Source organism: Chondromyces crocatus (assembly GCF_001189295.1).
Lineage (GTDB): Bacteria > Myxococcota_A > Polyangia > Polyangiales > Polyangiaceae > Chondromyces > Chondromyces crocatus.
The window spans coordinates 2861506-2888500 of sequence record NZ_CP012159.1 but is presented as its reverse complement, the minus strand read 5'-3'; the positions used below and the strand labels follow the sequence as shown (position 1 = coordinate 2888500).

General features: G+C 69.2%; 21 protein-coding genes. 15 read left to right on the top strand and 6 right to left on the bottom strand.

Translation table 11 applies throughout. The annotated features are described in order from the left end of the window. The first annotated feature begins 3 nt into the window (after positions 1 to 3). From CMC5_RS10780 to CMC5_RS10740, 9 genes are all read left to right on the top strand, one after another. Positions 4 to 1410 (top strand): sigma-54-dependent transcriptional regulator, encoded by a 1407-nt coding sequence (locus CMC5_RS10780; protein WP_082362377.1) that lies wholly within the window; start codon positions 4 to 6, stop codon positions 1408 to 1410. Further along, positions 1407 to 3539 (top strand): sensor histidine kinase, encoded by a 2133-nt coding sequence (locus tag CMC5_RS10775; RefSeq protein WP_050430322.1) that lies wholly within the window; start codon positions 1407 to 1409, stop codon positions 3537 to 3539. The genes CMC5_RS10780 and CMC5_RS10775 overlap by 4 nt, the downstream gene beginning before the upstream one ends. Before the next feature lie 304 nt (positions 3540 to 3843). Further along, on the top strand, positions 3844 to 5607 hold the full coding sequence (locus CMC5_RS10770; RefSeq protein ID WP_050430321.1) for a PEP-utilizing enzyme: 1764 nt from the start codon (positions 3844 to 3846) through the stop codon (positions 5605 to 5607). Then, positions 5604 to 6428, top strand: coding sequence for a PEP/pyruvate-binding domain-containing protein (locus CMC5_RS10765; RefSeq protein ID WP_082362376.1), 825 nt, complete (start codon positions 5604 to 5606; stop codon positions 6426 to 6428). Before CMC5_RS10770 ends, CMC5_RS10765 begins: the two co-directional genes overlap by 4 nt. A 15-nt stretch (positions 6429 to 6443) precedes the next feature. Continuing rightward, positions 6444 to 7838, top strand: a complete 1395-nt coding sequence (locus tag CMC5_RS10760; protein WP_050430319.1) for an MFS transporter — start codon at positions 6444 to 6446, stop codon at positions 7836 to 7838. Between the two features lie 64 nt (positions 7839 to 7902). Next, a complete protein-coding gene (locus CMC5_RS10755; RefSeq protein WP_050430318.1) occupies positions 7903 to 9036 on the top strand; it encodes a lysylphosphatidylglycerol synthase transmembrane domain-containing protein in 1134 nt (377 codons plus the stop codon). 153 nt (positions 9037 to 9189) lie between these two features. Then, the gene (locus CMC5_RS10750) at positions 9190 to 9588 is read left to right on the top strand and encodes a nuclear transport factor 2-like protein (RefSeq protein ID WP_050430317.1); all 399 of its coding nucleotides are present in this window, start codon (positions 9190 to 9192) and stop codon (positions 9586 to 9588) included. Between the two features lie 78 nt (positions 9589 to 9666). Beyond that, entirely contained in the window at positions 9667 to 10116 is a 450-nt protein-coding gene (locus tag CMC5_RS10745) for a hypothetical protein (protein WP_050430316.1), read from the top strand. Between the two features lie 114 nt (positions 10117 to 10230). Next, complete coding sequence (locus CMC5_RS10740; RefSeq protein ID WP_050430315.1) at positions 10231 to 11742, top strand: glycogen synthase; 1512 nt, start codon at positions 10231 to 10233, stop codon at positions 11740 to 11742. Between the two features lie 109 nt (positions 11743 to 11851). On the opposite strand, the gene CMC5_RS10735 is transcribed toward CMC5_RS10740, so the two are convergent. Further along, positions 11852 to 13114 carry a DUF3829 domain-containing protein gene (locus CMC5_RS10735; RefSeq protein WP_050430314.1) on the bottom strand — a complete coding sequence of 421 codons (1263 nt, stop codon included), beginning with the start codon at positions 13112 to 13114 and terminating at the stop codon, positions 11852 to 11854. Positions 13115 to 13361: 247 nt separating this feature from the next. Here CMC5_RS10735 and CMC5_RS10730 point away from each other — a divergent pair, with 247 nt between their 5' ends. The 5 genes from CMC5_RS10730 (at position 13362) to CMC5_RS10710 (ending at position 21143) form a co-directional block, all read left to right on the top strand. Next, entirely contained in the window at positions 13362 to 14156 is a 795-nt protein-coding gene (locus tag CMC5_RS10730) for a hypothetical protein (RefSeq protein WP_050430313.1), read from the top strand. A 383-nt stretch (positions 14157 to 14539) separates the two neighbouring features. Beyond that, positions 14540 to 15943: a hypothetical protein gene (locus CMC5_RS10725; RefSeq protein WP_050430312.1), complete on the top strand. Its 1404-nt coding sequence runs from the start codon at positions 14540 to 14542 to the stop codon at positions 15941 to 15943. 35 nt (positions 15944 to 15978) lie between these two features. After that, positions 15979 to 17685, top strand: coding sequence for a DNA repair protein RecN (gene recN, locus CMC5_RS10720; protein WP_050430311.1), 1707 nt, complete (start codon positions 15979 to 15981; stop codon positions 17683 to 17685). A 586-nt stretch (positions 17686 to 18271) separates the two neighbouring features. Next, positions 18272 to 18946: a hypothetical protein gene (locus tag CMC5_RS10715; protein ID WP_156338435.1), complete on the top strand. Its 675-nt coding sequence runs from the start codon at positions 18272 to 18274 to the stop codon at positions 18944 to 18946. A 37-nt stretch (positions 18947 to 18983) separates the two neighbouring features. Next, positions 18984 to 21143 (top strand): hypothetical protein, encoded by a 2160-nt coding sequence (locus tag CMC5_RS10710; RefSeq protein ID WP_050430309.1) that lies wholly within the window; start codon positions 18984 to 18986, stop codon positions 21141 to 21143. Between the two features lie 34 nt (positions 21144 to 21177). Here CMC5_RS10710 and CMC5_RS10705 read toward each other — a convergent pair whose 3' ends face one another. The 3 genes from CMC5_RS10705 to CMC5_RS10695 all read right to left on the bottom strand — a co-directional run bounded on the left by CMC5_RS10705 (position 21178) and on the right by CMC5_RS10695 (position 24227). Then, entirely contained in the window at positions 21178 to 22698 is a 1521-nt protein-coding gene (locus tag CMC5_RS10705; RefSeq protein WP_050430308.1) for an FAD-dependent thymidylate synthase, read from the bottom strand. Between the two features lie 129 nt (positions 22699 to 22827). Next, positions 22828 to 23646 (bottom strand): type I methionyl aminopeptidase, encoded by an 819-nt coding sequence (gene map / locus CMC5_RS10700; protein ID WP_050430307.1) that lies wholly within the window; start codon positions 23644 to 23646, stop codon positions 22828 to 22830. Continuing rightward, the gene (locus CMC5_RS10695) at positions 23643 to 24227 is read right to left on the bottom strand and encodes a hypothetical protein (protein WP_050430306.1); all 585 of its coding nucleotides are present in this window, start codon (positions 24225 to 24227) and stop codon (positions 23643 to 23645) included. The genes map and CMC5_RS10695 overlap by 4 nt, the downstream gene beginning before the upstream one ends. Before the next feature lie 140 nt (positions 24228 to 24367). Between CMC5_RS10695 and CMC5_RS10690 the strand changes: the two genes are divergently transcribed. Next, entirely contained in the window at positions 24368 to 25225 is an 858-nt protein-coding gene (locus CMC5_RS10690) for a hypothetical protein (protein WP_050430305.1), read from the top strand. A gap of 110 nt (positions 25226 to 25335) precedes the next feature. Here the strand turns inward: CMC5_RS10690 and CMC5_RS10685 are convergent, their stop codons facing one another. Both CMC5_RS10685 and CMC5_RS10680 read right to left on the bottom strand, forming a co-directional pair. After that, positions 25336 to 25545 carry a NifU family protein gene (locus CMC5_RS10685; RefSeq protein ID WP_245678392.1) on the bottom strand — a complete coding sequence of 70 codons (210 nt, stop codon included), beginning with the start codon at positions 25543 to 25545 and terminating at the stop codon, positions 25336 to 25338. Between the two features lie 151 nt (positions 25546 to 25696). Then, positions 25697 to 26995, bottom strand: coding sequence for a M28 family peptidase (locus CMC5_RS10680; protein WP_156338434.1), 1299 nt, complete (start codon positions 26993 to 26995; stop codon positions 25697 to 25699).

The window sequence follows — 26995 nt, the reverse complement described above, 5'->3', positions numbered from 1 at the left end:
CTCATGGCGCAGCGTGCTAAGGTCGGCCCTCCTCTAATTTCAATGGCGGCACTGCGAATCCTGGTGGTCGATGACGAGCCCGCGATGCGAGAGGTCTTGCATGCGCGCCTCTCGCAGTGGGGTCACGAGGTGCGCACGGCGGACAGCGGCGCTGCGGCCAGGGCGGCCGTGGCGGTGTTCGACGCCGAGGTGGTCATCTCGGACGTGGTCCTGCCCGACCTGGGCGGTGTGGAGCTGCTCCATACGCTGAAGGTCGAGCGTCCGGATCGGGTGGTGCTCCTCATCACGGCGTACGGCTCCATCGGCACGGCGGTCGAGGCGATGCGGCGCGGTGCCGCAGACTTCCTGACGAAGCCGCTCGACTACACGGCCCTGCGGGAGCGGCTGGATCTGCTCGCGCGCGAGCGAGACGAGCGCACCCGGGCGGAGGCGCCCGCGGCGGGCGAGCCGGTCGACCTGCGAGGGACGGATCGCCTCGGTCCGCTGGTGGGTGCTTCGGCCTCGCAGCGCCATCTGTGGGAGCTGATCCGGCGCGTGGCCGAGAGTGACGCGACGGCGCTGATCATCGGCGAGAGCGGGACGGGCAAGGAGCTGGTCGCCCGCACGATCCACGACCTGGGGCCAAGGCGGAAAGGGCCGTTCGTCCCGGTGAACGCGGCGGCGATCCCGGAGGGGCTCACCGATTCCTTGCTGCTCGGTCACACGAAGGGCGCGTTCACGGGCGCCACCGACGCCGGGGTGGGGATGTTCCAGCTCGCCCACGGGGGCACGCTGTTCCTCGACGAGATCACCGAGATGCCGATCGGGCTGCAGGCGAAGCTCCTGCGTGTTTTGGAGGACGGCGTCGTGCGCCCCGTGGGAAGCACGCGCGAGCTGCGCTTCGATGTCCGCGTCATCGCCGCGAGCAACCGCGATCCGATGCAAGCGGTGGAGGAGCGGCACCTGCGGGCGGATCTGCTGTTTCGCCTCGACGTGCTGCGCGTGAACGTGGATCCGCTCCGACAGCGGCGAGAGGACATCCCCGTCATCGCGAGGCACTTCATCGGCCTCTCCAACCAGCGCCACAACGCGCGGGTCACCGGCCTGTCCGACGACGCGCTGGCGGCGCTCTCGGCCCACGATTTCCCGGGGAACGTCCGCGAGCTGCGAAACCTCGTCGAGCGGGCGGTGGTGTTCGCTCGCGAGGGCGTGATCTCGGCGCGGCACCTCCCCTTCGGAGAGCCCGAGCCGCAGAAGCCGGCACCACCGACGGGGATCGTCCTGCCGGAGGGCGTCACGAGCGCGGAGGCCGAGCGCATCCTGATCCTGGAGACGCTGCGGCGTGCTGGCAACAACAAGGCCGAGGCGGCGCGCCGTCTCGGCATCGACGTGAAGACGCTGCGCAACAAGCTCAAGACCTTCGGGGTATGACCGTCGTCGGGCGCATCACGATCGGCGTCAGCGTCGCGCTCGTCGCACTCGTCGGCGTCACGCTCTGGCTCGTGGCGCGCGTGGACGAGCTGGCGAGGCTCAACGTGGAGACCGTCGAGGTCCAGGTCGCCGCAACCGATCGCGCAGCAGAGGCGCGGCGCCTCCTCGATCCGCTCGAGTCCTCCGCGAGCAAGTACCTGGTCAGCCGCGATCCCGGGTACGCCGAACGCGTGCTCGAGCTGGAGACGGCGCTCTCCCGGGAGCTCGCCGCGCTCCGCAACCTGCCCCTGGACGCTACCGAGCGGGTCGCCGCCGCAGGGCTGCACGCGGCCTTCAAGCAGCACCTGGACGATTTCGGCGTCGAGCGGCTCCACCACATGACCGGAACCGCGGATCGCGTGGACGCTCTGGAGGCGTCGCTCGACGCCGTCCGTCAAGCCACCACGGAGCTGTCCCGCAGCTCTCGACGCTCCATGGCACAGCGCTCCGCCGCAGCGCTCGCGCGCAGCGAGGAGGCCGCGAACCTGTCGTTCGCCGCCGCGGTCGTGGCGCTGCTGGGCAGCCTCACCGTCCTCGCATTCATGCTGCGCTCCATCAGCCGCCCGCTGCGCGCGCTGGTCGCCGGCACGCGCGCCGTCTCCGCGGGTGACTTCTCGGTGCGCCTCGACGTGCGGTCGCGCGACGAGCTGGCGCAGCTCGCCGGCTCCTTCAATGCCATGGTCGACGAGCTGGAGCAGCTCGAGCGGCTCAAGTCCGCCTTCGTCTCGCACATCTCGCACGAGCTGAAGACGCCGATCGTGGCAATGATCGAGACGAACCAGCTCCTGCTCGACGAGGTGGTCGGTCCCCTCGACGAGCGACAGCGCCGCATGCTCGATCTCCAGCTCTCCTCGGCACGACGTCTGGAGGCGATGATCTCCGATCTGCTCGACGCCTCTGCGCACGCGGCCGGTCTCCGTTACGTGTACTCGGCCCACGATCTCTGCGCCGTGGTCCGGGGGGCGGCCGACGTGCTCGAGGCCCGCTCGCTCAACCTGGGGATCCACCTCGCGATCGCCACCCAGGACGACCCCATCCCCGTCCTCTGCGACGCCGATCGGATCGCCCAGGTGGTGCAGAACCTCGTCGACAACGCGCTCAAGGTGACGCCGCGCGGCGGCTCGCTCGACGTGTACGTCGACACCGTGGACGCCAGCGAGATCGACACGGATCTCCTCGGTCCGGACGACAGCCGGCCGCGGGGTCGCGTCGCCCGCATCCGCGTGCGCGACACGGGGCCAGGCTTCGCCGAGGACGAGGGTCGCCGCATCTTCGACCGCTTCTCGCGCGGCAGGAACGCGGCACGCGGCTCGGGCTCCGGCGTCGGGCTCGGTCTCGCGATCTGTCGGGACATCGTCTCGGCGCACCGGGGCTGGATCGGGGCCTTCTCCCCGACGGGCGGCGGCGCCGAGTTCACCGTCGTGCTCCCGCTCCACCGCAAGGGCAGCACCGCGCCGCCGCGGCTCCTGCCCTCGCTCACCACGGCCCTGGCGCTCGTCGTCGTCGGCCTCGGCACGCTCGGTGCGACGGGCTGCGCCGAGGTCCCCATCGTTCCCCGCGCGTCCCTCCCAGGCGACGCACTCTTCGCGCGCGGCGACTTCACCGGGGCAGGCGCGGAGTACGAGCGCGACGCAGCCCGGGCGCGTTTCCCCGAAGAGCGCGCGCACGCGGCGTTCGGACGCATCATGGTGTTGCTCGTCGACGATCCCACCGACGAGCAGGGGCGCGTGCGCAGCGCCGTCGAGGCCCTCTCGGCTGCCCATCCGACGAGCCACTGGGCGCGGCAGGGTCGGCTGATCGTCGATCAGCTCGACGCCCGAGCCCGCTCGGGTCAGGCGCTGAGGGAAGAAGAGAGTCGGCGCGAGGGCCTCCAGGCGGAGCTGCAGTCCCTCGCGCTCCGCGGGGACGAGCTCTGGTACGAGATCGCCGACATCGAGCTGCGGCTCGAGGAGGCCCGCGACGAGCGAGGCAAGCTGCTCGGTGAGCTGGCGCTGATGCGAGGGCGGCTGGAGAAACTCCAAGAAGAAGCCGACCGAGCGCGCGCGGAGCTGGACGCCCTCAAGCGCATCGACCTCCGCAAGCGCCCCTGACCCCGTCGTCCACGGTTCGGTCGGTGCGCCCGACCCTCGCAAGAAGCGCCGTGGTTTCGGTCCGTTGCACACGGATGCGGGTACACGGCTGTGCGCCCTTGTCGGATGAAAGCAACGCTGACGTTGCTTTTTGACGAGGCGCCGTTGTTACGGCTCTGTTACAGAATCGCAACGTTTCGTTGCAATTTGACCGCGACGAGCCCGCTCCATCCCGCGGGGTCGTCCCGAGCCGAGCAGCTCGCACGCGGTGGCGCTGGGAGAGGGCGGAAGGAGGGCGCGGGCCTTGGACAGGGAGCATCAACCGTTGTTCGCCGACGTGAAGTTCGAGGCGCCTGCGCCGGGTCCGTGGGAGCTGGAGACGAGCCACTTCTCGCGCCCGATCACGCGCTTCTCGCAGCAGCTCCTGGTCCGCGCGTTTCCCCAGGGCTTCCGCGAGAGCGTGGACCCCTACGGGATCCAGGTGCCCTTCATTCCCGGCATGGTGAACGGCTTCGTCTACATGCAGCGCACGGGCGGGGGCTCGATGAGCTGGCTGCCCGGGCCGCCGCCGAAGGCGCTGGTGTGGCTCGTGGTTCGCCTGCTGCCCGCGATGCGCGCGAGCGCGGCAAAGTGCGCGCACGCCTTCGCGATCAAGCAGTGGCGCATCGATCTGGATCGGTGGGATCACGTCGACCAGCCGCAGTGCGTCGCGCAGCACGAGGCCTTGCAAGCCGAGGATCCGCAGACGCTGGACACGGAGGGGCTGATCACCCATCTGCGTCGCGCCCAGGCCCACATGGAGGCCATGATCGTCATGCACCATCGCTACAGCGTCCCCTCCGTCCTTCCGGTCGGCGACTACCTGGCGAACGTCTGCGCGTGGACGGGGGCGTCCTCCGGCGAGGCGCTGGAGCTGCTCCGGGGATCGACGCCGGTGGCCAAGGGCATCGCAGCGGCAGAACTCGACGTGCTCGTGAAGGCGCTCCGCGCCAGCGAGGAGGGGCGCAAGGTGCTGGAGCGCGAGGGCGCTCCGCAGGCGGCGCTCGACGCCCTGATGGCGCTGCCCGGTGAGGTCGGGCCAGCTGCGCGCGCCTACCTCGACGTCGTGCGCCATCGCTCGATCGGGTACGACGTGCCCGACAAGACCATCGGCGAGCTGCCGGAGATGCTGGTGCGCGCCATCCGGGTGGCGGTGAGCGGCGACACGCAGGAGCGGTCGCTGGACGATCTCGGCGAGAAGCAGGCTGCGCTGCGGCAGCGCGTGCCGTTCGGGCTTCGCGGAGATTTCGACGCGCTGCTCGAAGAGGCGCGGGCGGTGAACCGGCTGCGCGACGAGCGCGGGCTGTACTCGGACAGCGTGGGGACGGGGCTCGCGCGGCGGGCGGTGCTGGAAGTGGGTCGTCGGCTCGTAGCCGCCGGGAAGCTCGAGGACGCAGAGCACGTGGTCGATCTCCAGATCGAGGAGATGATCGATCTGCTGCGTGGCCGCAGCGGCCCGTCGATCACCGAGATCGAGAAGCACCGGCTCTGGCGCATGAACATGACCCTCGCGGAGGCCCCCCCCTGGCTGAACGCGCCGCCTGGGCCGCACCCTCCCCTCGATGTCCTGCCGGCGACGATGCAGCGCGTGGCGCGCGCGATGAACGCGGTGCAGGAGGACATGATGACGGAGCTCGAGGTCCCGGCGACGCCGGAGCCGTCGTCTCCCAGGACGGTCGTCCAGGGGCTGTCCATCAACACCGGGGTCTACGAGGGGACTGCGCGGGTGGTGATCGATCCGGTCGATTTCGACCGGCTGCAGAAGGGGGACGTGCTGATCACGCGCGCGACGTCGGCCTACTTCAACGTGGTGCTGCCGCTGCTGGGCGCGATCGTGACGGACCGAGGAGGTCAGCTCTCCCACGCGGCGATCGTGGCCCGCGAGTACGGGATTCCGGGCATCGTCGCGACCAAGGTCGCGACCGTGACCATCCCCGATGGAGCGCGGGTGCGCGTGGACGGCGCGACCGGGGAGGTGACGGTCCTGTCCGCCCCCGCAGCACCCCGTCCAGCGGCAGAGGCGCGCGCACCGCAGGAGGTGTCGCCATGAGCGCAGTTCAACCAGTGCTGGCGCGGGTCGAGCACGCCGAGCGCGAGATCGAGTTCGGAGGCAAGGCCGTGCAGCTCGGGCAGGCGCATCGGAGTGGCCTGCCCGTGCCGCCGGCCTGGGCACTCTCTTCCGACTTCGTCGACGAGGTCGTGGCTGGGAAGGAGGGCGCCATCGGTCGCGTAGTCGATGCATTCTCGGGGCTGGCAGGCCCGGTGGCCGTTCGATCGTCGGGCGTCGGGGAGGATGCGGCAGACGCGAGCTTCGCCGGGCAGCACGCGACGGAGCTGAACGTGCGCACGCAGGCCGCGCTGCTCGATGCCATCCGGAAGGTGCATGGCTCGGGACGCACCGCGTCGGCGCGCGCTTACCGGCTCAAGCTCGGTCTGCCGCCAGAGCCGCGCATGGGCATCGTCATCCAGCGCCTGGTCCCGGCGGACTGCGCCGGGGTCCTCTTCACGCGGCATCCGACGACGGGTGCCGACGAGCGGGTGATCGAGGCCACCTGGGGTCTGGGTGAGGCGGTGGTGGCCGGGCTGGTGACGCCCGACTACTACCGCGTCGCCCGCGGGGGGCTGGTGCTGGAGCGCAGGGCTGGCGACAAGGACCTCGCCATCCTCTGGGCCGAGGCCGGTGGCACGAAGGAGGTCGACGTGGAGCCGCATCGCGTCTCCGCTCTCTGCCTCGACGACGCGCGGCTCGCGCAGCTCGATGCGCTGGCCACGGCGTGCGAGAGCGCGTTCGGGGGGGCGCAGGATCTGGAGTGGGCCTTCGAGGGAGACAGGCTGTACCTGCTCCAGCGACGGGCGATCACCCGCGGCTGAGAGCACCTCACCACCGTGACCCGAGAAGCACCCACCCTGCCCGTGCGGCTCCTGGCCGCCGTCGCCCTCTCTGCCGCGCTCGCCCCGCTCAACTCCACCATGATCGCCGTGGCCCTGCCAGAGATGGCGCAGGCACTCCCGGCGGATTCGGCGGCGCTCCGGCAGGGGTTGGTGACGAGCTACCTGCTGACGAACATCGTGCTGCAGAGTCCTGGCGGAAAGCTCGGCGATCGGCTGGGGCACCGTCGCGCGCTCGCGCTGGGGCAGTTCACGTTCGCGCTGGGCGCCGCCGTGGCCTACCTGATGCCCACGCTGTCCGTGCTCACCACGGCGCGCATCACCATGGCCGCCGGGGGCGCCGTGCTCGGCCCGAGCGCGATGGCGCTGCTGCGCACCGAGCTTCCACCGGCGATGCGGCCTCGCGCCTTCGGGGCCTTCGGGGCCTTGATGGGTCTGTCGGCGGCGCTGGGTCCGAAGATCGGCGGCCTGCTCGTGGCGCACTTCGGGTGGACGTCGATCTTCCTGGCCAACGTCCCGGTGCTGCTCCTCTCCGCGCTGCTCGCGCACACGAAGGGCAGCCCTGCGCCTGCCGCCCAGGCACAGTCCCCCGCGGCGCCCCCGCGCCCCTTCGACGTGGTCGGCTCGGTGCTGCTGGGTCTCTCCCTGATCGGCATCGTGCTGGGGCTCGAGAACGCGCACCTCCGCTGGGCTGCCGCGCTGGGGCTGCTCGGGTTCATCCCCTTCGCGCTCTGGGAGCGGCGTGTCGCCGACCCGGTCATCGATTTTTCCCTCTTCCGGCAGCGCGCCTTCGTTGGAGGGAGCTTGCTCATCGCCTTGCAGAACCTCGGCATGTACTCCGTCATGTTCGAGCTACCCCAGGTCGCGGGGCGGCTGTTCACGCTGGGGAAGCAGGACGTCGGCAACACCCTCGTGGCGATGATGGTGGCGATGGTGATCGCCTCTCCGCTCGCCGGCCGGCTGTCCGAGCGCTTCGGCGAGCGCGCGGTGGCCACGAGCGGCAGCCTGATCGCCGTGTCCGGGATGGTGCTGCTCCTCGTGCGCCCCCTCGCGACGTTGACCGATGCCGTCCCCGCACTGGCGCTGCTCGGCGCAGGCCTCGGCCTGAGCTCCGCGCCCTCGCAGGCGGCCGCCATGAGCGACGTGCCACGCGAAAAGAGTGGCATGGCCGCCGGCGTCACCACCACGATGCGCTACATCGGGGGCGTGGGTGGCGTCAGCGTGCTGGGTCTGGTGCTCAGCGAGTCGCGCGCGCCCGAGCTGGTGCACGGCGAACACGCGACCGCCATGATGGTCTTCTGCGTGGCGCTCCTGCTCGCGACCGGCTGTGCCCGCCTCCTGCCTGGTCGGGCTGGCTCGCAGGTCCCCGCCGCGAAGAGCGCCACCTCCTGACCCGCGTCACGCTCACCCCTTCCCGACATCGCATCTCGTGCCGCCGCTGTGCTAGTCCCGGCCTGTGACCTCGCCTGCCGCGGATCCTCTGTCTGCCCCCCCTCGCGGCTTTCTCCAGCGCCACGCCTTCAAGATCGCAGCCTCCCTCTTGCTGGGCTCGGGCCTCGCCTGGCTGCTCGCCCGTGGTGGCCTACCGATCTTGCCCCCCGCGGAGGCGTTTGCCTCTCTGCGTCCCTGGACGGTCTGGGCCTACGTCGCCTCGCTCATCCTCCTTCACGTGTTTCGCGCGGCCCGCTGGCGGCATCTCCTCCGCCCGCTCGGCGAGGTGTCCCTCCGCAACACGATCGCCGTCTCGTGGATCGCGTTCGCCGCCATCCTGCTCTCGCCACTCCGCACGGGCGAGGTGGTTCGCCCCTACCTCATCACGCGCCGCAGTTCGATCCGCCTCTGGGAGGCCACGGGAACCGTCGGCGCAGAGCGCATCCTCGACGGCCTCGTCATCAGCCTTCTTCTCTTCGTCGCGCTCCAGCTCTCCACGCCGCTCTCTCCGCTCCCCGATCATGTCGGCGAGCTGGCCGTCCCCGCCTCCGCCGTCCCGCAAGCTGCCTACGGGGTGCTGGCGCTGTTCGCCGTCTGCTTCGCCCTCATGGCGATCTTCTTCTGGCACCGTGACTTCGCGCGACGTGCCACCCGTGCCCTCGTCGGTCTCGTCTCCATCTCCCTCGCCGAGCGCCTCGCCAGCATCGTCGAGCGCGTCGCCGACGGCCTGCGCTTTCTCCCTTCTGCCCGACGTCTCGCGCCGTTCCTCGTCGAGACGGCGCTCTACTGGGGCATCAACGCCACCGGCGTGTGGCTCCTCGGATGGGGCGCAGGCCTCCCTGGCTTCAGCCTGACCCACGCCTGCGTCGTGGTGGGGTGCATCGGCATCGGAATTCTCGTGCCAGCAGGGCCTGGCTATTTCGGAGCCTTCCAGCTCTCGGGGTACATGGCCCTGGCCATCTTCTTCCCGGAGCCGCTGATCAAGGGCCCCGGGGCAGCCTTCGTGTTCCTGCTCTACACGACGCAGGTGGGCTGGCACATCGCCGCCGCCATCCTTGGCCTGCTCCTCACCGCCGAAGGGAGGGCATCCGCGCCCGAGCCCGACGTGCTCGTCCCGAGCAGCGGACACGCTGGAAGCACGACGGCACGCGAGCGCTGAAGCGCAGCACGAGTCGAGCGTCATCCGACGGTTGAGGCAGCGCGAAATCGGAGCGATGCATCACCGTCCGATCCACACCCCCAACCGCCCGTGCCCGGGAGCTGGTGCACCGCCTGGGCCGACCAGCCGCGCCGCACGAGAAAGAGTCCCTTCATGTCCACGATGACAGAACCGAAGACCCCTCACGAGATCTGGCAGCAATGGCTGGTGAGGGCCGAGAAACACGACATGGACTGGTTCGATCGCGTCCTCAGCGACGAAGCGGTGATGCAGGACCCGGTGGGCAACCTCCTCGGAAAATACGAGTACATGGATCGCGTCCGCGCGGTCACGGACAGCATCGAATTCGAGCATCTGAGCTGGAAGGAGCGGGTCTACGGAGACATCTCTATCGGCAACGGTGTGTACCGAGGGAGCGCGACGCTCCACCACCCTGACGGCAGGAGCGAGGTGATGGCCTATACCGCCGCCTTCACCTTCATCTGTCACAAGCGCGAGCGAGGCTGGGTCGTGGTCTCCTTCGCCGGCACCCTCATTCCTCCGAAAAGCTGAGCCAGCCGTCACGCCGCTACGGCGCGCTCACGACCAAAAACTTGGCCCTCGACCCCCGCGCCAGGTAACCCCCGCGGCATGCGCCGCCTCGCTTCCGTCGCCGTGCTCGCCCTGGCCCTCGGCGTCACCGCCGTGGGGCTCGTCACCGCGGAGGCGAACGCAGGTGCCGCATACGACTCCCCGTACACGTACGAGCAGACGTTCGGCACGGCGCTCCGCCTCGTCCGCGTGGATCTCGGGATGAAGGTCACCGAGAAGGACGTCGAGCACGGCTACATCCTCTTCGAGTACACGAGCCCGGAGAGCGGCAAGCGGGTGTCGCAGGGCTCCATCGAGATCGTGGGCGCGAAGCGCGGAGTCCATGTCGCGGTGCAGCTCCCGTCGATGCCGCAGTACCACGAGCAGATGATCCTGGACGGTCTGGTGAAGAAGCTCTCGACGGAGCATGGTGAGCCGCCACGACGAGAGGCTCCCCCCGCTCCCGCGCCTGTCCCCGATGCAGGCCCGGACGGGTCCGCAGCGGACTGATCCGCCCCCTCGACCGCGAGGTCGATAGGGAGGTCACGAGCCGCCTGGAAGCTGGTACTACGGGGAGCCGCGTGGCCGGGTGACGCCCAGGTCGCGCCCTCGAATGACACCATCATGCCTCGTTTGAAGGTCCTCTTCGCAGTCTCCGAGTGCGTGCCCTTCGCCAAGACGGGCGGCCTCGCCGACGTGGCGGGGGCCCTGCCCCTCGCGCTCGCCGCACGCGGACACGACGTGCGGATCGTGATGCCGCGCTACGATTCGGCCATCTCCCACCTCGTCGACGCGCACGGCGCGCTGCGACCAGGGGTGCGGAGGCACGAGGCGCCGCTCGGTGTCCCTCTCGGAGGGCACGACGTGTGGACGGCCGTGTGGGAAGCCCGTCTCGCGCCGCGCGGTGGAGCAGAGGACTCGGCCGCGCTGCTCGCGCCCCGGGTGTACCTGCTGGAACACGGGGGGTTCTTCGACCGCGACGGGGTCTACGGAGACACACACGGAGAGTTCGGTGACAACCTGCAGCGGTACACGCTGCTCTCGCGAGGTGCGCTCTCGCTCTGCCGCGCGCTGTCGTTCTGGCCCGATGTGATCCACGTCCACGACTGGCAGACGTCGCTGCTCCCCGTGTACCTGAACACACTGGAGAAGGACTCGCAGCTCGGGCAGGCCGCCTCGGTGCTGACGATCCACAACATGGGGTATCAGGGGTGGTTCGACGAGCACCTGTTCCCACTCACCGGGCTCGGCTGGGACGTGTACCGCAAGGGCGGGCTCTCGGCTCATCACCGGCTGAATCTGCTGAAGGGCGGACTGCACCACGCCACGTTGATCTCGACGGTGTCGCCTCGCTATGCGCAGGAGATCAAGACGTCGGAGGGAGGCGAGGGGCTCGACTGGGTGCTGCGCGCGAGGGGAGGCGACGTCATGGGCATCCTGAACGGGATCGATGACGCGGCGTGGAACCCAGCGACGGATCCGCACCTCCCAGCGCATTTTTCTGCAGACGATCTCTCGGGCAAGGCACTCAGCAAGGCGGCCCTCCAGCGGGAGATGGGTTTGCCGGAGCGCGCCGACGTCCCTCTGATCGGGGTGGTCAGTCGCCTTGCGCACCAGAAGGGGATCGACGTGATCGCTGGTGCGCTTCCGCAGATCCTGTCGCACGACGTGCAGGTGGTGGTGCTTGGCGCAGGCGAGGGGTGGGCAGAAGCTCTGTTCCGACGGCTGAGCGCATCAGGAGACAGGTTCCGAGCGCACATCGGGATGAACGAAGGCCTGGCCCACCGCATCGAAGCGGGCGCCGACCTGTTCATGATGCCGTCACGTTACGAGCCTTGCGGTTTGAACCAGCTCTACAGCCAGCGCTACGGGACGCTGCCCGTCGTGCGGGCGGTCGGTGGACTGGACGACACCGTCGACACGAACCTGACGGGGTTCAAATTCGACGAGCTCTCGCCCAGCGCCCTGGCCCAGACGGTGGCGTGGGCCGTGCACACGTACCGGACGCGACCCGATCACTTCCGGGCGATGCAACTCCGGGCGATGCACAAGCAGATGGGCTGGGGGCATGCCTCGCGGCAGTACGAGGCGCTGTACCGTCTGGCGGTAGCGCGGCGCCGCGGCACCATCACCTGAGAGCAGGGGCACCCGCAGGTGGGTCACCGACCCGGCGGTTCACGGAAACGGGTGTCTGACGGGGGAGGAACGCGAGGGGACATGAGCCGTCATCCCCTCGCGGCGGCGGTCACTTCGTCTCGGGCTCGGCGGGCGGCGCTTCCGGGGCCTCGGGCGCGCCAGGCATGTGAGGGATGGCGCCCGGCTGGTGCGGCATCATGGGTCTCGGCTGCGTCTGCCCCTGCGCGATGAGCGCACGCGACAAGGCGCGGTGCTTCGCTTCGATGACGGCGGTGAACGAGGTGATCACCGGGAGGAACGTCTCCGGCTCGATCCCCTTCTCCGTGAGCTTGGGCTCGGCGTCCTTCAGCGTCCGGAGCATGCCCTCCAGCGCAGGCGTCAGGATCTTCGGCCAGGGGTCGGCCTGGTGGCTCTCGCCGAAGGTCTTGAGCGCAGCCGCCGCGTCTTCGAGCTTCTTGACCGCAGCCTTGTGGGCCTCGACGTCGACCTTGGTTCCGATCAGCCCCAGCATGACGGCGCGGGCGTTGCTGAAGGCGTCCATGGCGACCTTCTGCCCCTCTTCCCACTTGGAGGCGTCGGGGGCGCTCTTCTCGCGGTGGGCTGCGACGGCCACGCCGAGCTGGCTGTGCAGCTCGTCGAGCTTCCCGAAGTCGGCGATCAGCTTCTTGTGGAGCTCTTTCCCCTTCTCGAAGCCGTCTTTCTTGTACTCCTCGCGCTGGTAGTAGTTCTGGGCCGAGGCGATGTTCTTGGCGAGCTCGACCGCGTAGGGCGCGAAGGCCGCGAGGGCAGCGTCGACCTCGGGGAACGCAGGCTCCTTCAGACCAGCGGCCACGGTGCACGCCCGCGCGTTGCGCTCGTGGGGCGCCCTGCCGACGAAGTTGAACGGCGGCCGACCTTCACCCGGCTTGCGGGCGCCATCCAGCCCTCGAGGCTCACGCCCCGGCCCTTCCTTCGCGTCGGGTGCGCCCGTGGTGGCCCCCTTCGCTGCGCTCCGGAGGTCGAGCTTCCCGGGCGGCGCGAGCTTTCCTTCGGGGGTGGGCCTGCCGTCGGCCTTGGCCGCAGGATTCCCGAAGTTCGGGATCTTTTTCTCGCTGGGCTCGTCCTTGCCGAGGCTGGCCAGATAGGCGTCGCGGGCTTGTTTCAGCGTGAGGGTGCCGAAGTAGCAAACATCGACACGGTATTCTTTCATGGTCTGGGGGTCGACCTTCGCGAGAGGTGCGACCGGAGGACGCATGTTCGGCTTGCCCTTGGCGCTGGCAGAGTCGGCTGCCACCGGCTCCTGCTTCGCAGGAGGCGGATCCTCTTTACAGCCGGCAACACCGGAGGTGACGAGGACGAGGGCAATCGACAAGAGCGACCGGACGGGTTTCATTGCAAGGTGCCTCCTCAGCACGAAGTGGCCTCCTGCCCCTTCGGCTGCCAAGAGCTGAATGGGGCGCATCATGCCCGAGCCGCGGCAGCATGCAACCCGGCCGTCCGCCCTCCGGATCTCAGGCTCCACCCGCCCAGGGTGGGGTCAGAGCCCGATTCGTCCCCCCCCAACGTTCGACACAAGGCAGTTGTTCCGTCCTGCTGGGGTGATCTGGCCCCCGGTCCACGGCGAGGCTAGAGGCGCTCCGGTGAAGATCCGAAGTTTGCCTCTGGATGAACTCACCATCGATGACGAGCGCTCGCTCCGGCACGTCGGTCTGTACGCCGAGCTGAAGGCCGCACTCCGCCGCGATGGCTACCGCTTTCTGGTGCCCGAAGGTGGCGCGAGCTGGGACGAGGTGCTGTTCCTGAACCTGACCTTCTGGAGTCCGAGCGAGGGGGGCGACTTGCTGACGGGAGATCATGTCCCGGCTGATGTGGTGACGCATGTGGCGTGGCACCACCTCGCGTCCCGTCCTCTCGGGCTCGACCGACCGAAGCCAGCAGTAGAGGGCATGCTGCTCGCCGAGGCCATCGCCAGCGCGTTCGATCTCTACCTGGTGGGGCGTCTGCTCGGACGGTCACCCGACTCCGAGTTCCTGGAGTCGCAAGTCCCCGCGATGGCAGAAGCGGCCGAAGCGGCAGGACTCACGGACGAGGGCTTCGAGGCCTTGCTCGCCGAGGTGGCCAAGGATCCCGATCAGGCGTTCGAGGATCTCCGGTCTCTGCTGTTCGACGCTGGCGTGGAGCTGGTGCGGTGCAGCTCGATCGAGAGCGCCGCGGCGGTGCTCGAAAGGTTGAAGGGGCACCGGTTTGCGCCGCTCTTGCACCACTACGAGCTGTCGACGTGGATCCTTCATGCGCGCGCCGGAGGCGGATCGCTGGAGTCCGATGCCGCGGCACGCGCCGTGGACTCTGCCCTGCGCTCTGCGCCAGTCGCGCTCGACTGGCTCGAGGAGAACTGGGTGAGGGGGGGTGGGCAGGAGGCGACGCCGCGAGACTGACGGCGTCCAGAGGGACGCCGCGGCGACGCTCACCACCGGCCGCAGAGGTCGCGCGAGGGGTCGAATGGAGCAGGACCATTCGACGTTGCGCGACCACGCGAGGTGGGTGATCTTGTCTGGCAGGCATGCAGCTGGCCTGCTCGATTTGCGGTGCTTACGTGGAGATCGGCGCCGGGCGAGAGATGCGCCCGGCGCTGCCGTTTGTCTGCAAATCGTGCAAGGCAAAGAGCCGACAGACCGCATCCGTCACAGAGCAAGTGTCCGGGGCATCGACGGTCGACCCACCGCCGCCCCCCTCCGGAGACCCATCGCCGCCGACGAAGCGATCCGCGCGGCCCAAAGCGCCCGAATCAACCCTCGCCGAGGCGCGTCGAGCGCCGCTTGTGGTATCAGCTGCACTGTCGGAGTCCGTCACGCTGCTCGATGCCGCGGAGCCTCCGCCGCCCGAATCTGCGGAAGTGATCTCGCTGCGGGACCTGGAGATGATCCTCTCTCCAGGCATCGAGCCCCCTCCTCTGGATCCCGGAAACATCGAGGGCCGCGCCGCGCCGCCCGGAGAGAAGATCGTGTCCTCGTCGTCTGCGCCCCCGTTTCCACCACCGCCTCCCAAACCCCGTCAGCCCTTTCCGTCGACGTCGGGTGAGCCGCGCACGACCTCCTCCGCGCCGGCTGCCGCAGACGGTGCGCGCCCGACGCGTGACACCGAAGGGCTCGTCGATCGCTCGATCTTCCGCGTCGATTCGGTTCCACCGCCTCGACTGGCGGGAGGCGAAGAGGAGATCTCGGTCGACTTCGATCGGGGTGTCGAGTCGGGGCTGTCGGATCTGCGCCGCCTTTCGGGCGCTCCGCGCTCGGAGCCCACGCGTCGCCGGCCGATGCGAGCGGACGAGGATGTACTCCTCAACCTGAGCGGCGGGCTGTTCAGCTCGAGCTCTGCGCTCGTCACGCCGATGCCGCCTCAAGCCCTGGCACCCCCGCCAGTTCACCCCGCAGGGGCACCGCCCGCCATCCCGCCCCCTCCGCCGACTGCAGGTCCAGCTCCAGCCCTGGGTCCGACGCCGCTCATGTTCGCACCGGGCACGGCGTCGACCCCCCCGCTCGCGCATCGGCCGCAGCGTCGGGGTCTGCTCCTGGGCGCGCTGGCTGCGCTCGCCGTCGCCGGGATGGTAGCGGCCTTCATGCTGGCCTCGGGGGGCGGGGATACTCAACCCGGCAAAGAAGACGGCCATCTTGCAATGCTCGGGGCGACCACGACCGGGGCGCCTGAAGCTCCTCCCAGCTCCCCTCTCCCTGGCAGCCCGACGGCGCAGGAACTTTCCCCAGACGCCGCCGCGATGGCGTCGGTCGCGGCATCGGCGGCGTCGGCCCAGGCCCTGGTCGGCGCATCCAGCTCGAGTCCGACGGAGCCACGCCGTGAGACCGCTGCCCGTGATCGCGCTGCCGTGGCGCAGCCCGCCGCCAAGACGACGAAGGCAGCAGCGACGCCCACAGCGGCTCCGGAAGCGGCTCCCGCAGGAGCAGGTGACTTCAACCGATCCGCGGCCATCGCCGCGCTCAACGGCGCCGCGGCGAGCGCAGCGATGAGCTGCAAGCAGGGTGACGCCGGTGGCGCCAAGGTGTCCGTGACCTTCGCGCCGTCCGGACGGGTGACCTCGGCCAGGGTGGAGAGCGGTCCCTTCGTCGGGACCCCCACCGGTGGCTGCATCGCCACGGTGTTCCGGGGCGCGCGGGTCCCTCCCTTCAGCGGCGGCCCGGTCGCCGTGTCCAAGCAGGTCAACATCCGCTGACAGGACGCACAGAAGCTGCCTATGCTCGCGGCCCCGTGCTGGTTGCGCTCCGCGTAAAGAATCTGATCTTGATGGATGCGCTCGAGCTCCGGCTCGAGCCTGGGTTCAACGTCCTCACCGGTGAGACTGGTGCCGGCAAGTCGATCGTGGTGGGCGCCTTGTCGCTCGTGCTCGGTGGTCGCGCCAGCGCCGAGCAGGTCCGACCAGGCGCCGACGAGGCAGAGGTCGAGGCGCTCTTCGACGTTGGTGGCGCCGAGCGCATCACGGCAGCCCTCGAGGCCGCGGGCGTCTCCACCGCGAGTGGCGAGCTGGTGATCCGCCGCGTCGTGCAGGCGAGTGGTCGCTCGCGTGCCTACCTCAACGGTCGCCTCTGCACGGCGACGGAGCTCGCCGCCCTCGCCCCTGATCTCGCCGACATCGCCTCGCAGCACGAGAGCGTGGCGCTGACGGATCCGTCGACGCACCTGGGATACCTGGATCGCTTCGCGCGATTGCTGCCGGCGCGCAGTGAGCTCGCGGCCGACGTGCAGCGGCTCCAGGAGATCACCGCAGAACTCCATGCTTCCAGGCAGCTCGAGCGAGGGCGCGGGGAGCGTGAGGCGTTCCTCAGCTTCCAGCTCCAGGCCATCGACGCACTCGCGCCCCGCTCGGGAGAGCTGGCGGAGCTCGCGGCCGAGCGGAGCCGCCTCCGCCACGCTGGGCGGTTGCACGAGATCACCCAGCGGGCCGCGGCGCGTCTCGACCAGGGCGAGGATGCGCTCTGCGATGAGCTGGCGCGCCTCGCTTCGGAGCTGCGTGGGGCCGCCGATCTGGACGCAGCCCTCACGCCCGTCGCACGTGCCCTCGATGCCTGCTGGGACGAGCTTCGCGATGCCGCCCGCGAAATCGGTCGCTACGCCGAGCGTGCAGAGGCGGATCCGTCGCGGCTCGCCGAAGTGGAGGACCGGCTGTACCGGCTGGAGGGCCTGCTGCGGCAGCACGGGCCGACGCTGGACGACGTGCTCGCTGCGCGTGCGCGCATTGCGGACGAACTCTCGCGCCTCTCGGGGGTGGAGAGCCGGGTCGCGGACCTGGAGCGGCGTCGGGCCGAGCTGCTCGCCGTCGCTGGCGAGCGCGCGCGCAAGCTTTCCGTGAAACGACGCAAGGCGGGTGAGAAGCTCGGCGCGGCCATCTCCACGGAACTCTCGGAGCTGGGGATGGGAGGGGCGCGCGTCGTGGTCGATGTGGCTCCTCTCGCTGGAGAGCGCGCAGAGCTCGCGATCGATGGAGCGCGCCTCAGCCAGGAGGGCATCGACCGGGTGGAGTTCCTGATCTCCCCCAACAAGGGGATCGAGCCGCGTCCCCTGCGCCGGATCGCGTCGGGTGGCGAGCTCTCCCGCGCGCTCCTCGCCTTGAAGCGCGTGCTCGCCGAGTGCGGCCCAGCCGGGCTCTACGTGTTCGACGAAGTCGACAGCGGGGTCGGCGGCGCCGTGGCCGACAAGATCGGGAGGGCGATCGCCGACGTGGCCCGTCATCATCAGGTGCTGTGCATCACCCATCTGGCGCCAATCGCTGCGTTCGCAGGCGCGCACTTCGTGGTGTCCAAGAGCGACGCCGGCGGGGTCACCCGGAGCACGGTGGTCCGGGTGGGCAAGAAGGAGAGGGCCGCCGAGGTGGCGCGGATGCTCTCCGGCGCCAAGGTGACGCCCTCGGCGCTGAAGGCTGCGACGGAGCTGATCGAAGCTGCAGGGGGAGCGCTCTAGCGCTCGTCAGGGGAGCGCGCTGGCGCTCCTTCACGTCACCGGTCTGAAGGGCAGTCTCACTCTCCAGGACGACGGGGCTCTCCTGGTGGCCAGGGCTGCGCGTCTTCCTCGGCTCTCTGCGGAAAACTGTTGTCTCGGGGCGTCATCTGGGAGTCCGACGCGTCAACGTGCCAGCGCCCCAAAGTTCGGTCCCGGAGCGCATGAAGCCCTGAAATCAGGCAGTTTGGCCAGGAGTAACGCGCTCGATGCGCAGCGTCAGGCCACAGCCGCGGGGTGGTGGAATTGGGATCTGACATCAGGCCAGACCGGATGTCTGTTTCCAGATCTCTCAACGCATTGTAGGCGCCTTGGGGACTTTTCCTCGAGAAGCGCAATGAGCACGATCCCGCCTCCGCCGTCGTCCAGCTCCTTCGGGGGCATGGGGACTGCCCGTGAGGTTCACCCTCCGGCAGCGGGGCAACGCGCGCGTGGCAGCCAGCAAACGTTGAAGCGACCGATGGACCGGGAGCTCGAGTCGTTGAGGGTCCTCAGCGGCACAATCCTGTTGATGCGAGCCCTCTCCGCGGAGGAGATGAGGAAGCTTCCCGTGCTCCAGATGTACGTGTTCAAGGCCAAGCAGAACACGATCGAGAAAAGCCTCGGTCGCGCCCGGAAAAAGCTGGGCATCCAGCCGTCCCGCCGCGATCCGGAAGGGCTCCTGCGCCGCGCCTCCGAGCTGGGCATCGGCGTGGACCCGGAGCACGTCGAGGTGGCCAGGCGGTTCATCGACGCCTGGATCAGCGACGCGGCCAACGAGACCTTCGAGCGCCAGCTCGCCCATGCGGACAACGCCCGGCTCGCCTCGCGGCGCGCGCTCCGGGCGATGCGGCGGGCGTGGCGTGACTTCGCCGAGGCGCTCGATCGGGCTGGCTGGCACCCCTTCGGTCCAGACGACCTCAAAGGGCAGGCAGAGGCGCTCGGTCTGCAGTTCGCGCCGATCCCTCGCGACCCATCGGAGCTCTCCTGGACCAGGGTGCTGAAGATGGCCTGCTCCCGTTCGTCCCCCGCGACACTGCATGCCTGGGCGGAGCTGCTCGAGCGCCACGCGGCTCCGGCGCAGGTCCGGGCCGTGTTCAAGCGGGTCGCTCAGGCGGCGGAGCGATACCGGGAGCGTCCTCCTCTGCCCGACGATCAGCTCGATGCCATCACCAAGGGTCCGCCTCATTCACCCGAGCTGGAAGAGCGTCTGGAGGCCTTCCTCGCCGTGCTCTATGCGCCGTGATTGAACTCCAGGGACGCCGCATGGGAGGACATCGGCCATGATATCGCGCCAAGGCGCTCAGACGCCCAGCGGCCGCGCCATCGAGCTCGTCGCGCGCTGTCACGCGCTGCGGAAGAGGCTTCGCCGGGTCGGTCGGTTCGACGTGACGCTGGCGGCCAGGCTCATGCTCCTCCTGGGTGAGCGGCTGCGATGTGGAGAGCGCATTCCGGCCTTCGTCCGCCACTACCGGCGCGTGATCGCGCGCGAGCACCTCGCGCTGCTCGTCGGAGCCCTCGCCGCCCGCGCCGTCGCCGGGGAGCTGGACGCGATGCGGTGCGATCAACGCTCACCGCTGCGTTTGCGAGATTTCCTCGAGTCGGTGCGGGTCGCCGTCCGCTGGGTATGCCTTGCGCGGACGTTCGAGCCGGTGGACCTGCCAGCCTGGAGCGCACTCTCGCATGCCGTATGGCGCTTCGACGACGCGCTCTCGGAGCGGCACCATGGCGACGCCGTGGAGGCGCTGGAGGTCCAGCCCATCGACGCCAGAGACCCTGCCGCCTGGCTGGCGCGAGCGGGACTTCGGCCTCGCCGCGGGAAGGGGCAGCGCAAGACGCGCTCGGCCGTGAGGCTGACGTGGGCGTCCCTCGACGCTTATCTGCGCCGTGGTCGCGGAGGGGAGCAGGTCGAGGCACGGGCGGCGCTCGACGGGGGCTTCGCACAGACGCTCGAGCGGCTGATCGGACGCAGAGGTGAACGTGTCAGCGAAGCGGCCCGGCGGTGGATGGCAGCCCGACGCGGGACCGCAGCCATCCACCGCGACTGGTCACTCGCCCTCCCCGCTCGCCCTCCCTCGCCTTCCCCTGCACGCACCACGCCGGGAGCGCCACGCCTCTCCCCCACGGGAAACGAACTTCTCGGCGTCTCCCCGCGCGTGATCTGCGCCTGTGATGCGTGCGGCGCCTTCTATCTCGCGCAACCAGAGGGCGGCGTCTCTCGCCTCCGGCCCGGGGAGTCTCTCTCGACGCAGGTCACCGAGGCGCGGCTCTCCGGTGGGGTCAGCGCGATCGGTCACATCCACCCCGAATACCCGGGCGGCGGCTCGTTTCTGCTGATGGGTACGGGACATGGCGTACTCCACTGCATGGCGGACGTCTCCGGGTGTACCGAGGAGGTCTGGCGCGTCCACCTGGAGGGATGGTGGACGCGCGCCGGAGCGGCACGCGCACTCCGCCCCGAAGAACCGGGGGGTCAGCACGAGCACGGCAGCGCCCTCGACGAGATCACGGCCATCGCCGCCTGGGGAGTGCGCGCCGCGCGCGGCATCGTCGCGGCGACGCGACGTCGCTCCGTGTTCGTCGTGCGGTTCGCGCGGAGCGGTACCTGGATCCGACGTCTCCTGGTGCCTGCGCGTAGCTTCATCCGGGCCCTCCTCCCCGTGGCGGGCGGGTTGCTCGGTCTCACGGCAGGTGGTGAGCTGGTGAAGCTCCCGAGCCGTGCCCTGCGAGGCCGCGGAACCATCGAGCGGCTGGGCGCGATGGACATGGACGGGAGCCGCCTCGCCGTCGCGGCACTCGATCGACGGCTCTCCTCTGCCCTGCTGGTCACAAGCCCGGAGACCACGGCCCTTTACGATGCGGAGGCGGGTCGGCTCCTGCGCCTGCCCTCCTTCGGCACCCAGACCGTGTGCGCAGCGACCGCCGATCTCGAGGGCAGGCGACACGTACTCCTGGGAAGCGCGAGCGGTCTGGTGACGCTATGGGACGCGAACGCGCTCAAGGCCTGCCGCAGAACAGACACCGCCGCACACCGCCTCCAACCCTGTGCAGCCATCTCGCTCGGAAGCGCCGAGATCGCACGGATCGAGGTCACCAGGTCCGTGACCTCTCCAGTCCCTCATGGGACTGCAGCGGGTCATCTGCTCGTCTCCCTCAAGGACGGCTCGGCCCACTTGCTGCGCCTGGACACGAGCGAACCCCTTCCCCTGCGAGCCACCTGTTCCCGGCACGTCGACGTCCCACGAAGCGCGGAGGCACAGTCTCCCTTCCCCGATGTGCGGTCGCCTCTTCCCCCGTCGGAGGCATCCAGGAGGAGAGAGGCGCCGATGGCGGCAGATCGATCGGACGCTCCTCGAGACGACGTCCCCGAGAGCGGCGCGCGCTGGTCACGCCCCGCTCTGGAGGAGGCGTGGGGCCCAGATCTGGTCGAGCGCCGCGGCTAGCCTCTTCTCGCGCGTCCCCTCGCTGGCACGACGGTCAGCTACGCGCCAGCGCGTAGTCGTTCAGGTCGACGCGAATGAGATCCTTGAGCCACGGGTGGACCGAGACCGCCGTCCGGTACAACCCCTGGGCGATGCGCCGGTAGCTCGTGTGACCCTGCTTCGCGGAGCGCAGCTCGATGATGTGAAACAGCTCCCGGAGGTTCAGCGTCCAGAGTGCTCGGATCCGGTAGCCCAGAGGCACCGCGTATTGAGCCTCGAGAGGATGCGTCTTCTCCAGCTCCTCCCATGCATCCTGCGCCGTCAGCAAGGCGATGTGGAACGGCTCTCCGCACCCCAGCTCGCCGAGTTCCAGAGGAGTCTCGAAGCCCAGGCGGCAGCTCAGACGCTGCACCGCCGGGGTGAGCATCCGGTGACGCTGTAGATCGCGCCACGCTCCGAAGTCCAGCATCAGCTCGAACGTCATCGTCGACGCCTCGAAGCCACGCGGCGGGGCCTCGTACGGCCCACGCCGCGCGCACGAGGAGGCAACGAGGGACGCAAGCTCGGCCTGCGACGAGTTCCGGAGCGCCTCCATGACCCCGAAGGCGTGCAACCCTGGCTGGCTCGACTCGTACACTAGGGCGAGCGCGATGCGCTCCAGCGCATCCTTGTCGTGGCGCACGAGCCGCACCGGCTGACTGACCACCATGGTGGCGCTGAGTCCCTCCTCGGGTGGCGTGTAGACGCGACGAAGCGCGCCGGCCACGGTATCGGGCAGGGCCTGTCGCTGCTCACTCGAGGCCGCATACTTCACGAGCGTGGGGGCCACCGTGAGCGCGGCGGTGCGCATCTCTCCACCGATCCGACGGACCTCTGCCAGCGGGCTGGAGAGCAACTTGCTGATGAGCATCTCCAGGGTCCGCGCGTTCGCCGTGAGCCCGAGGTTCGTGCGTGTCCCCGCTGGCAGAAGGCCTCGGAGGAGATCGCAGGCCTGGGAGCGAATCGCGGCCGCGTAAGCGCCCTCCGACGATCCCTCTGCCTTCGGGAAGCGCCGCTGGAGCGCCTCCGAGACCTTCGGCATGAGGGTCATGTACGTACTGAAGAGGCGACGGCAGGCCGCCTGGTAGCGCTCGCGCGCAGCCTCGGGGAGCTCGGGCAGGTCCACGAAGGACGACTGGTCGAACACCACGTAGCGCGTGCTCTTCTCGGTATACGAAGCGAGGCGGAGATCCTCGATCGCCTTCGACGCGATGATGCTCACGTTCTCGATCGCCAGATGCACCACCGCGTGCTCGGCGACGGATGCGTGGCCGTACCCGACCACCCACTTCTCGTGAAACGCCCGCGCCTTCTCGGAGGCGAGCCCGAACGCGTGACGTGGCGCATCGACCACGTCGAGATCCTGGTCGCCCAGGAGCTTGGCCAGGTTGGTCCGAAGATCCTCACGACTGCGCGAGTAGTATGCGAACAGCACGGCGATGACCTCTTCCGGCAATCCCGAAAGAGCGAACACGTCATCGGTCAAGCTCGATACATAGGGCGCGATCCGGCTGCGCTCGGCGTCATCCAGAGCCATGCGCCCGCTTTACCCTCGCGTGCGCCTGCGGTCGAGGGGATGTAAGCAGGTGACGCACCGCGCGTCGCGGTCGGACGGAGAGGTCGGCGCGGTCCCCTGCGAGAGGGCACCGCCCGTCCATGAAATGCCTCAGATGGCCAGAGCCGCCTGTAGCTCGAACGGATCGGGGAAGATCTCACTTCTTTCGAGCGATCGGGAGCGACGCGTCAACACCTCGCACCCCGACTTGGTGACGACGAGGGTATGCTCGAACTGCGCCGACAGGGAGCCGTCGGCGGTCACGGCCGTCCATTTGTCCTCGAGCACCTCGACCTCGTGGGTCCCGATGTTGATCATCGGCTCGATGGTGAAGACCATCCCTGCACGGAGGCGCAGGCCCGAGTTCCGGGTTCCCACATGCGACACCTGCGGCGGCTCGTGGAACCGCCGGCCAATCCCGTGCCCGACGAAGGCTCGTACCACCGAGCACCCCTGCCCCTCCGCGAACTCCTGGATGGCCGCCCCGATGTCACCGAGCCGCGCGCCGTCCCGCACCTGAGCGATCCCGAGCGCGAGGCTGCGCCGGGACACCTCGGTCACATGCTTGGCCTCGGGCGACGGCTCGCCGATGTAGAAGGTCGCCGACGTGTCGCCGTAGAACCCGTTGAAGATGGTGGTGACGTCGACGTTGATGATGTCGCCCGGCTCCAGCACCTGCTCGCCCGGGATGCCATGGCACACCACCTCGTTGATCGAGGTGCAGACGCTCTTGGGGAAGCCGTGATAGTTGAGCGGCGCCGGGACGCCGCCTCGCCGCAGCGTGTCCTGATGGACGAACTGGTTGATGTCCTCGGTGGTGATGCCAGGGCGGAGCATGTCGCCCACAGCGAGGAGCGTCTCCGCCGCCATCTGGCCCGCGACGCGGAGCCCATCCACCTCTTTGACCGTCTTGATGCTGACGTTGCTCACGGTGCAGAAAACTCCCCCAGCGCGACAGCCTCCCGCACGACGGCGGCGACTTCGGCTGTGTCGGGTGACAGATGCCAGTGAATCACTGGCTCTCCCGTCTCCTCGGAGAAATAACGAATGAACCCGATGAAGGTGAGACCCTGGAGCCGCGCATCGAAGGCTCTGGCGATGCCGTAAGCGGGGCTCGTGGGTCGGATGGTTAGCTCGAACGCTCGATCCGCCACCCTGGGGGAGGCGAGGGGAGGATAGCCGATCTGTATCGCCAGGTGGTAGGTGCTCTCATCTCCCACGGAGTCGACGGTGACGGTGTTGATCCGTACCCGCGCCACGACATCGGCCGTCAACGCGCGCTCCCGGAGCAGCTTGTCCCCTCGGGGTGAGGGGTTCTCGAGCGTGAGCCCCACGGCTGCGGGCTCGATGTTGTCATCGAAGACCTCCCTGGCTCGGCTGTCATAGACGGCCAGGGAGGCCCTGCCTTCATCGCGCTGTGTCGCCGGCTCCCTGGTGGCGCCACAGCCGGCGCCACCCATCATGGCGACGGCAACGGCGAGGACACCGGAGAGCAGGAGCGCGCGTCGCATGAGGTCCAGCGGGGGGTCGGTAGCACGTTGCCCATGGTTTGTCAGGGCGGGGCGCGCGATGATACCTTCATGGAGCCGTTTGCCGCGGCCAGAGGATTGAGTTCAGAGCTTGAAAGGCCCTCAGGGGCCGGAGGAAGTAGATGAAAGCGAAGAGGCTCCTCGGAGCAGCGCTGGCTCTCGGATTGGGACTGGGGGCAGTCACGAGCACCACGATCGTCGAGGCCCAGGGCAAGAAGAGCAGCAAGGCGCCAGCCGCTCCTGCCATCGCAGCCACGCCTCCGACGACGAAGTTGAGCATCGCTCTCATCCCCCGCGCTCAGGACAAGAAGGCGAAGACGCTGAGCTGGGGCATGACGCCGGCTCAGGTCGCCAGCGTCATCGACAAGGTGATCGACGAGTCCCACGCGGAGGACTTTCGCAAGACGCCGGGGGGACCGAACCTGACCAAGCTCGAGCAGCAGGTTCAGCAGGAGAAGATCGAGTTCAAGCAGAGCCGGGTCGACTTCGGCGCGACACCCACCGGCATCGACTCGACGCCGCTCAAGGGCGAGTACACCTACAACAACAAGGAGGCGATGCTCACCTACGAGCGAGGGAAGGCGAAGACCCACTTCTTCTTCATCCAGGATCGGCTCTGGAAGATCATCGACGAGCGCACCCTGGGTGAGGGGAGCAAGGCGGGCAAGGACTACGCCGAGGCGGTATCGAAGCTCGCAAACACCTTTGGCATCGCAGGTCGGGTGCTGCCGGCGGACTTCGACAACGGCCGCTACTCCACCGAGGTCGACTGGAAGGATGCTTCGACGCACCTCCGAGCGGTCCAGCGGCACGACACGGCGCTCGCGATCATCCTCGAGGACAACGTGACCCTCGGAAACCTCGACGCCCTGCGCCCGAACAAGCCGGCTGACGACAATGGGATCGATCCTGCCGTCGCCGCCGCCGTCCGCAAAGACGGCGCTCCGCCGGATCCCAAGCAGGACGAAAAAAAGAAGTAGCCTTCGGCTCGCCAGGGCCTCCGGGCTGCAAAACCCGAGAGGCCCCGAGTCTCCCCAGGCCTGTTTCGCATGCAGCACGCCGCGCGGTGGCGCGAGCGCCGCGCCGTGGCTCAGGAGACCAGCGAAGCTCCCTCGGGCACCCTGGCGCCGCTGGTCACCACGACCTTGGCCGATGGGGCGACCGCCAGCACCGCAGGCTCGATCACGCCACGGGTCGTGAGCGTGACGCCGGGACAACCCGAGTAGGAACCCGCCAGGTGGAGGGTCAGGTGGTCGGGCTCCACGGCCACGACGTACAGCTCGCCCCCATCGGCTTTCACCAGTGGTGCGAGAACCTCACGGCAAACCTTCAAAAGCTGATCGATCGAGGCAGGCATGGTCGGTAGCGACCGGCGACGATGCCAGCGCGCGAGCCAGGTTAGCACGGCTCCAGGTCCTCACGGAACGGAGAGACACAGGGGCGCGGGTCGTTCAGAAGGTGAAACATACGGGGAAGCTGTAGAGCAGACACTGTAGCCGGAAGCTGGCTCGCTCCAGCGCGAGGACATCTTCCGGGGTGTAGGCGTGTCCTGGGGCCGACAGCGCCTCCACACGCGCCCGATCCCCCAGCAACCGCACAGCGGAGAGCGGCCCTGTCCCGGGGATGGATCGCCAGGGCGTCGCGGCGGCAGTCATGGCCCAGCGCATGGTGTCGGCATCAGCAGGCAGGTCCTCGCCAGCAGGATCGAATCGAAGCGGCGCCTCCGCGCCGTCCACCGCTGCAAGCAGCGCCGCGATCCAGCGGGCGGAGCGCGCCATGCGGTCGTAGTGAAGCGTGTCCGGCAGATCGGAGGGCTTATGGTAACGCGGCGTGCGGCCACTGGACAGAAAGAGGAAGGGGACCTCTTTGTCGCGAAATACATCGTAGTCCGAGACGGGCTGAGGCCGGTACCCGGGCAGGTTCTCCACCAGGTGGATCCCCATGCGCCGCACCGCCAGGCCCTGCTCCTGCACCGAATCCACCATCGCCCCGAGCCCTGAAGTCTTCTCGGCCCCGCAGGCAAACAGGGTGTCGGCCGAAGCGCGCCACACCACGCCACCGACCAGATCGAGGACGACCGCCAGCCGGATGGCGGACACTGCGCCCAGCTCACGCGGTGGCGCGGTGGCGAAACGAACCGACCCCTGGGTGGGGAGCCCGAAGTAGGGAGCCTCCTCGGTGTTGAAGAACGTGAAAAAGACGGGGCGCTCGAGCTGCTTCGCACGCACCAGAGGCGCTGCCGCGAGCAACACCGCGATCGCTGCCGCGTTGTCGTCGGCGCCGAGCACCAGGCCGTCCTCCGTCTCGCCGAGGTGATCGAAGTGCGCCCCGACGAGTAGCGCTTCACGGGCTTCGGGGTCTGTCCCGGGGATCCACCCCACGACGTTGTCGCCGACCCGCCCACCGCCGCGGAGGCCTGGGATGGGCATGAAGTAGCTCCCCACGGAGGGCAACGGCTCCACCCCTGACGCTTCGAGCTGCTGGCCGAGGTAGCGCGCGGCCTCTTCGTTTTCTCGTGTCCCGGGCTTCCGCCCTTTCCACGCAGGCGACGCGAGCTGCTCGACTTGCTCCCGCATCACGGGCGACAGCGGATCTCGCGGAGGAAAGTCTGCACCCGACAGCCGCCGCGCGCCCAGCTGATCCAGCACGACCAGCAGCGACACCGCCGCGACGACAAGCCCGATCCCACGACGACGGCGGCGACGATGCCGCGCGCTGCGCTCATCGGCAGAAGGCTGAGCGTCACCCAC

Coding starts and splice junctions, on each gene's coding strand:
- CMC5_RS10780 (WP_082362377.1), top strand. CDS start 4: ATGGCGCAGCGTGCTAAGGTCGGCCCTCCTCTAATTTCAATGGCGGCA.
- CMC5_RS10775 (WP_050430322.1), top strand. CDS start 1,407: ATGACCGTCGTCGGGCGCATCACGATCGGCGTCAGCGTCGCGCTCGTC.
- CMC5_RS10765 (WP_082362376.1), top strand. CDS start 5,604: ATGAGCGCAGTTCAACCAGTGCTGGCGCGGGTCGAGCACGCCGAGCGC.
- CMC5_RS10750 (WP_050430317.1), top strand. CDS start 9,190: ATGTCCACGATGACAGAACCGAAGACCCCTCACGAGATCTGGCAGCAA.
- CMC5_RS10745 (WP_050430316.1), top strand. CDS start 9,667: ATGCGCCGCCTCGCTTCCGTCGCCGTGCTCGCCCTGGCCCTCGGCGTC.
- CMC5_RS10740 (WP_050430315.1), top strand. CDS start 10,231: ATGCCTCGTTTGAAGGTCCTCTTCGCAGTCTCCGAGTGCGTGCCCTTC.
- CMC5_RS10735 (WP_050430314.1), bottom strand. CDS start 13,114: ATGAAACCCGTCCGGTCGCTCTTGTCGATTGCCCTCGTCCTCGTCACC.
- CMC5_RS10710 (WP_050430309.1), top strand. CDS start 18,984: ATGATATCGCGCCAAGGCGCTCAGACGCCCAGCGGCCGCGCCATCGAG.
- CMC5_RS10705 (WP_050430308.1), bottom strand. CDS start 22,698: ATGGCTCTGGATGACGCCGAGCGCAGCCGGATCGCGCCCTATGTATCG.
- CMC5_RS10695 (WP_050430306.1), bottom strand. CDS start 24,227: ATGCGACGCGCGCTCCTGCTCTCCGGTGTCCTCGCCGTTGCCGTCGCC.
- CMC5_RS10690 (WP_050430305.1), top strand. CDS start 24,368: ATGAAAGCGAAGAGGCTCCTCGGAGCAGCGCTGGCTCTCGGATTGGGA.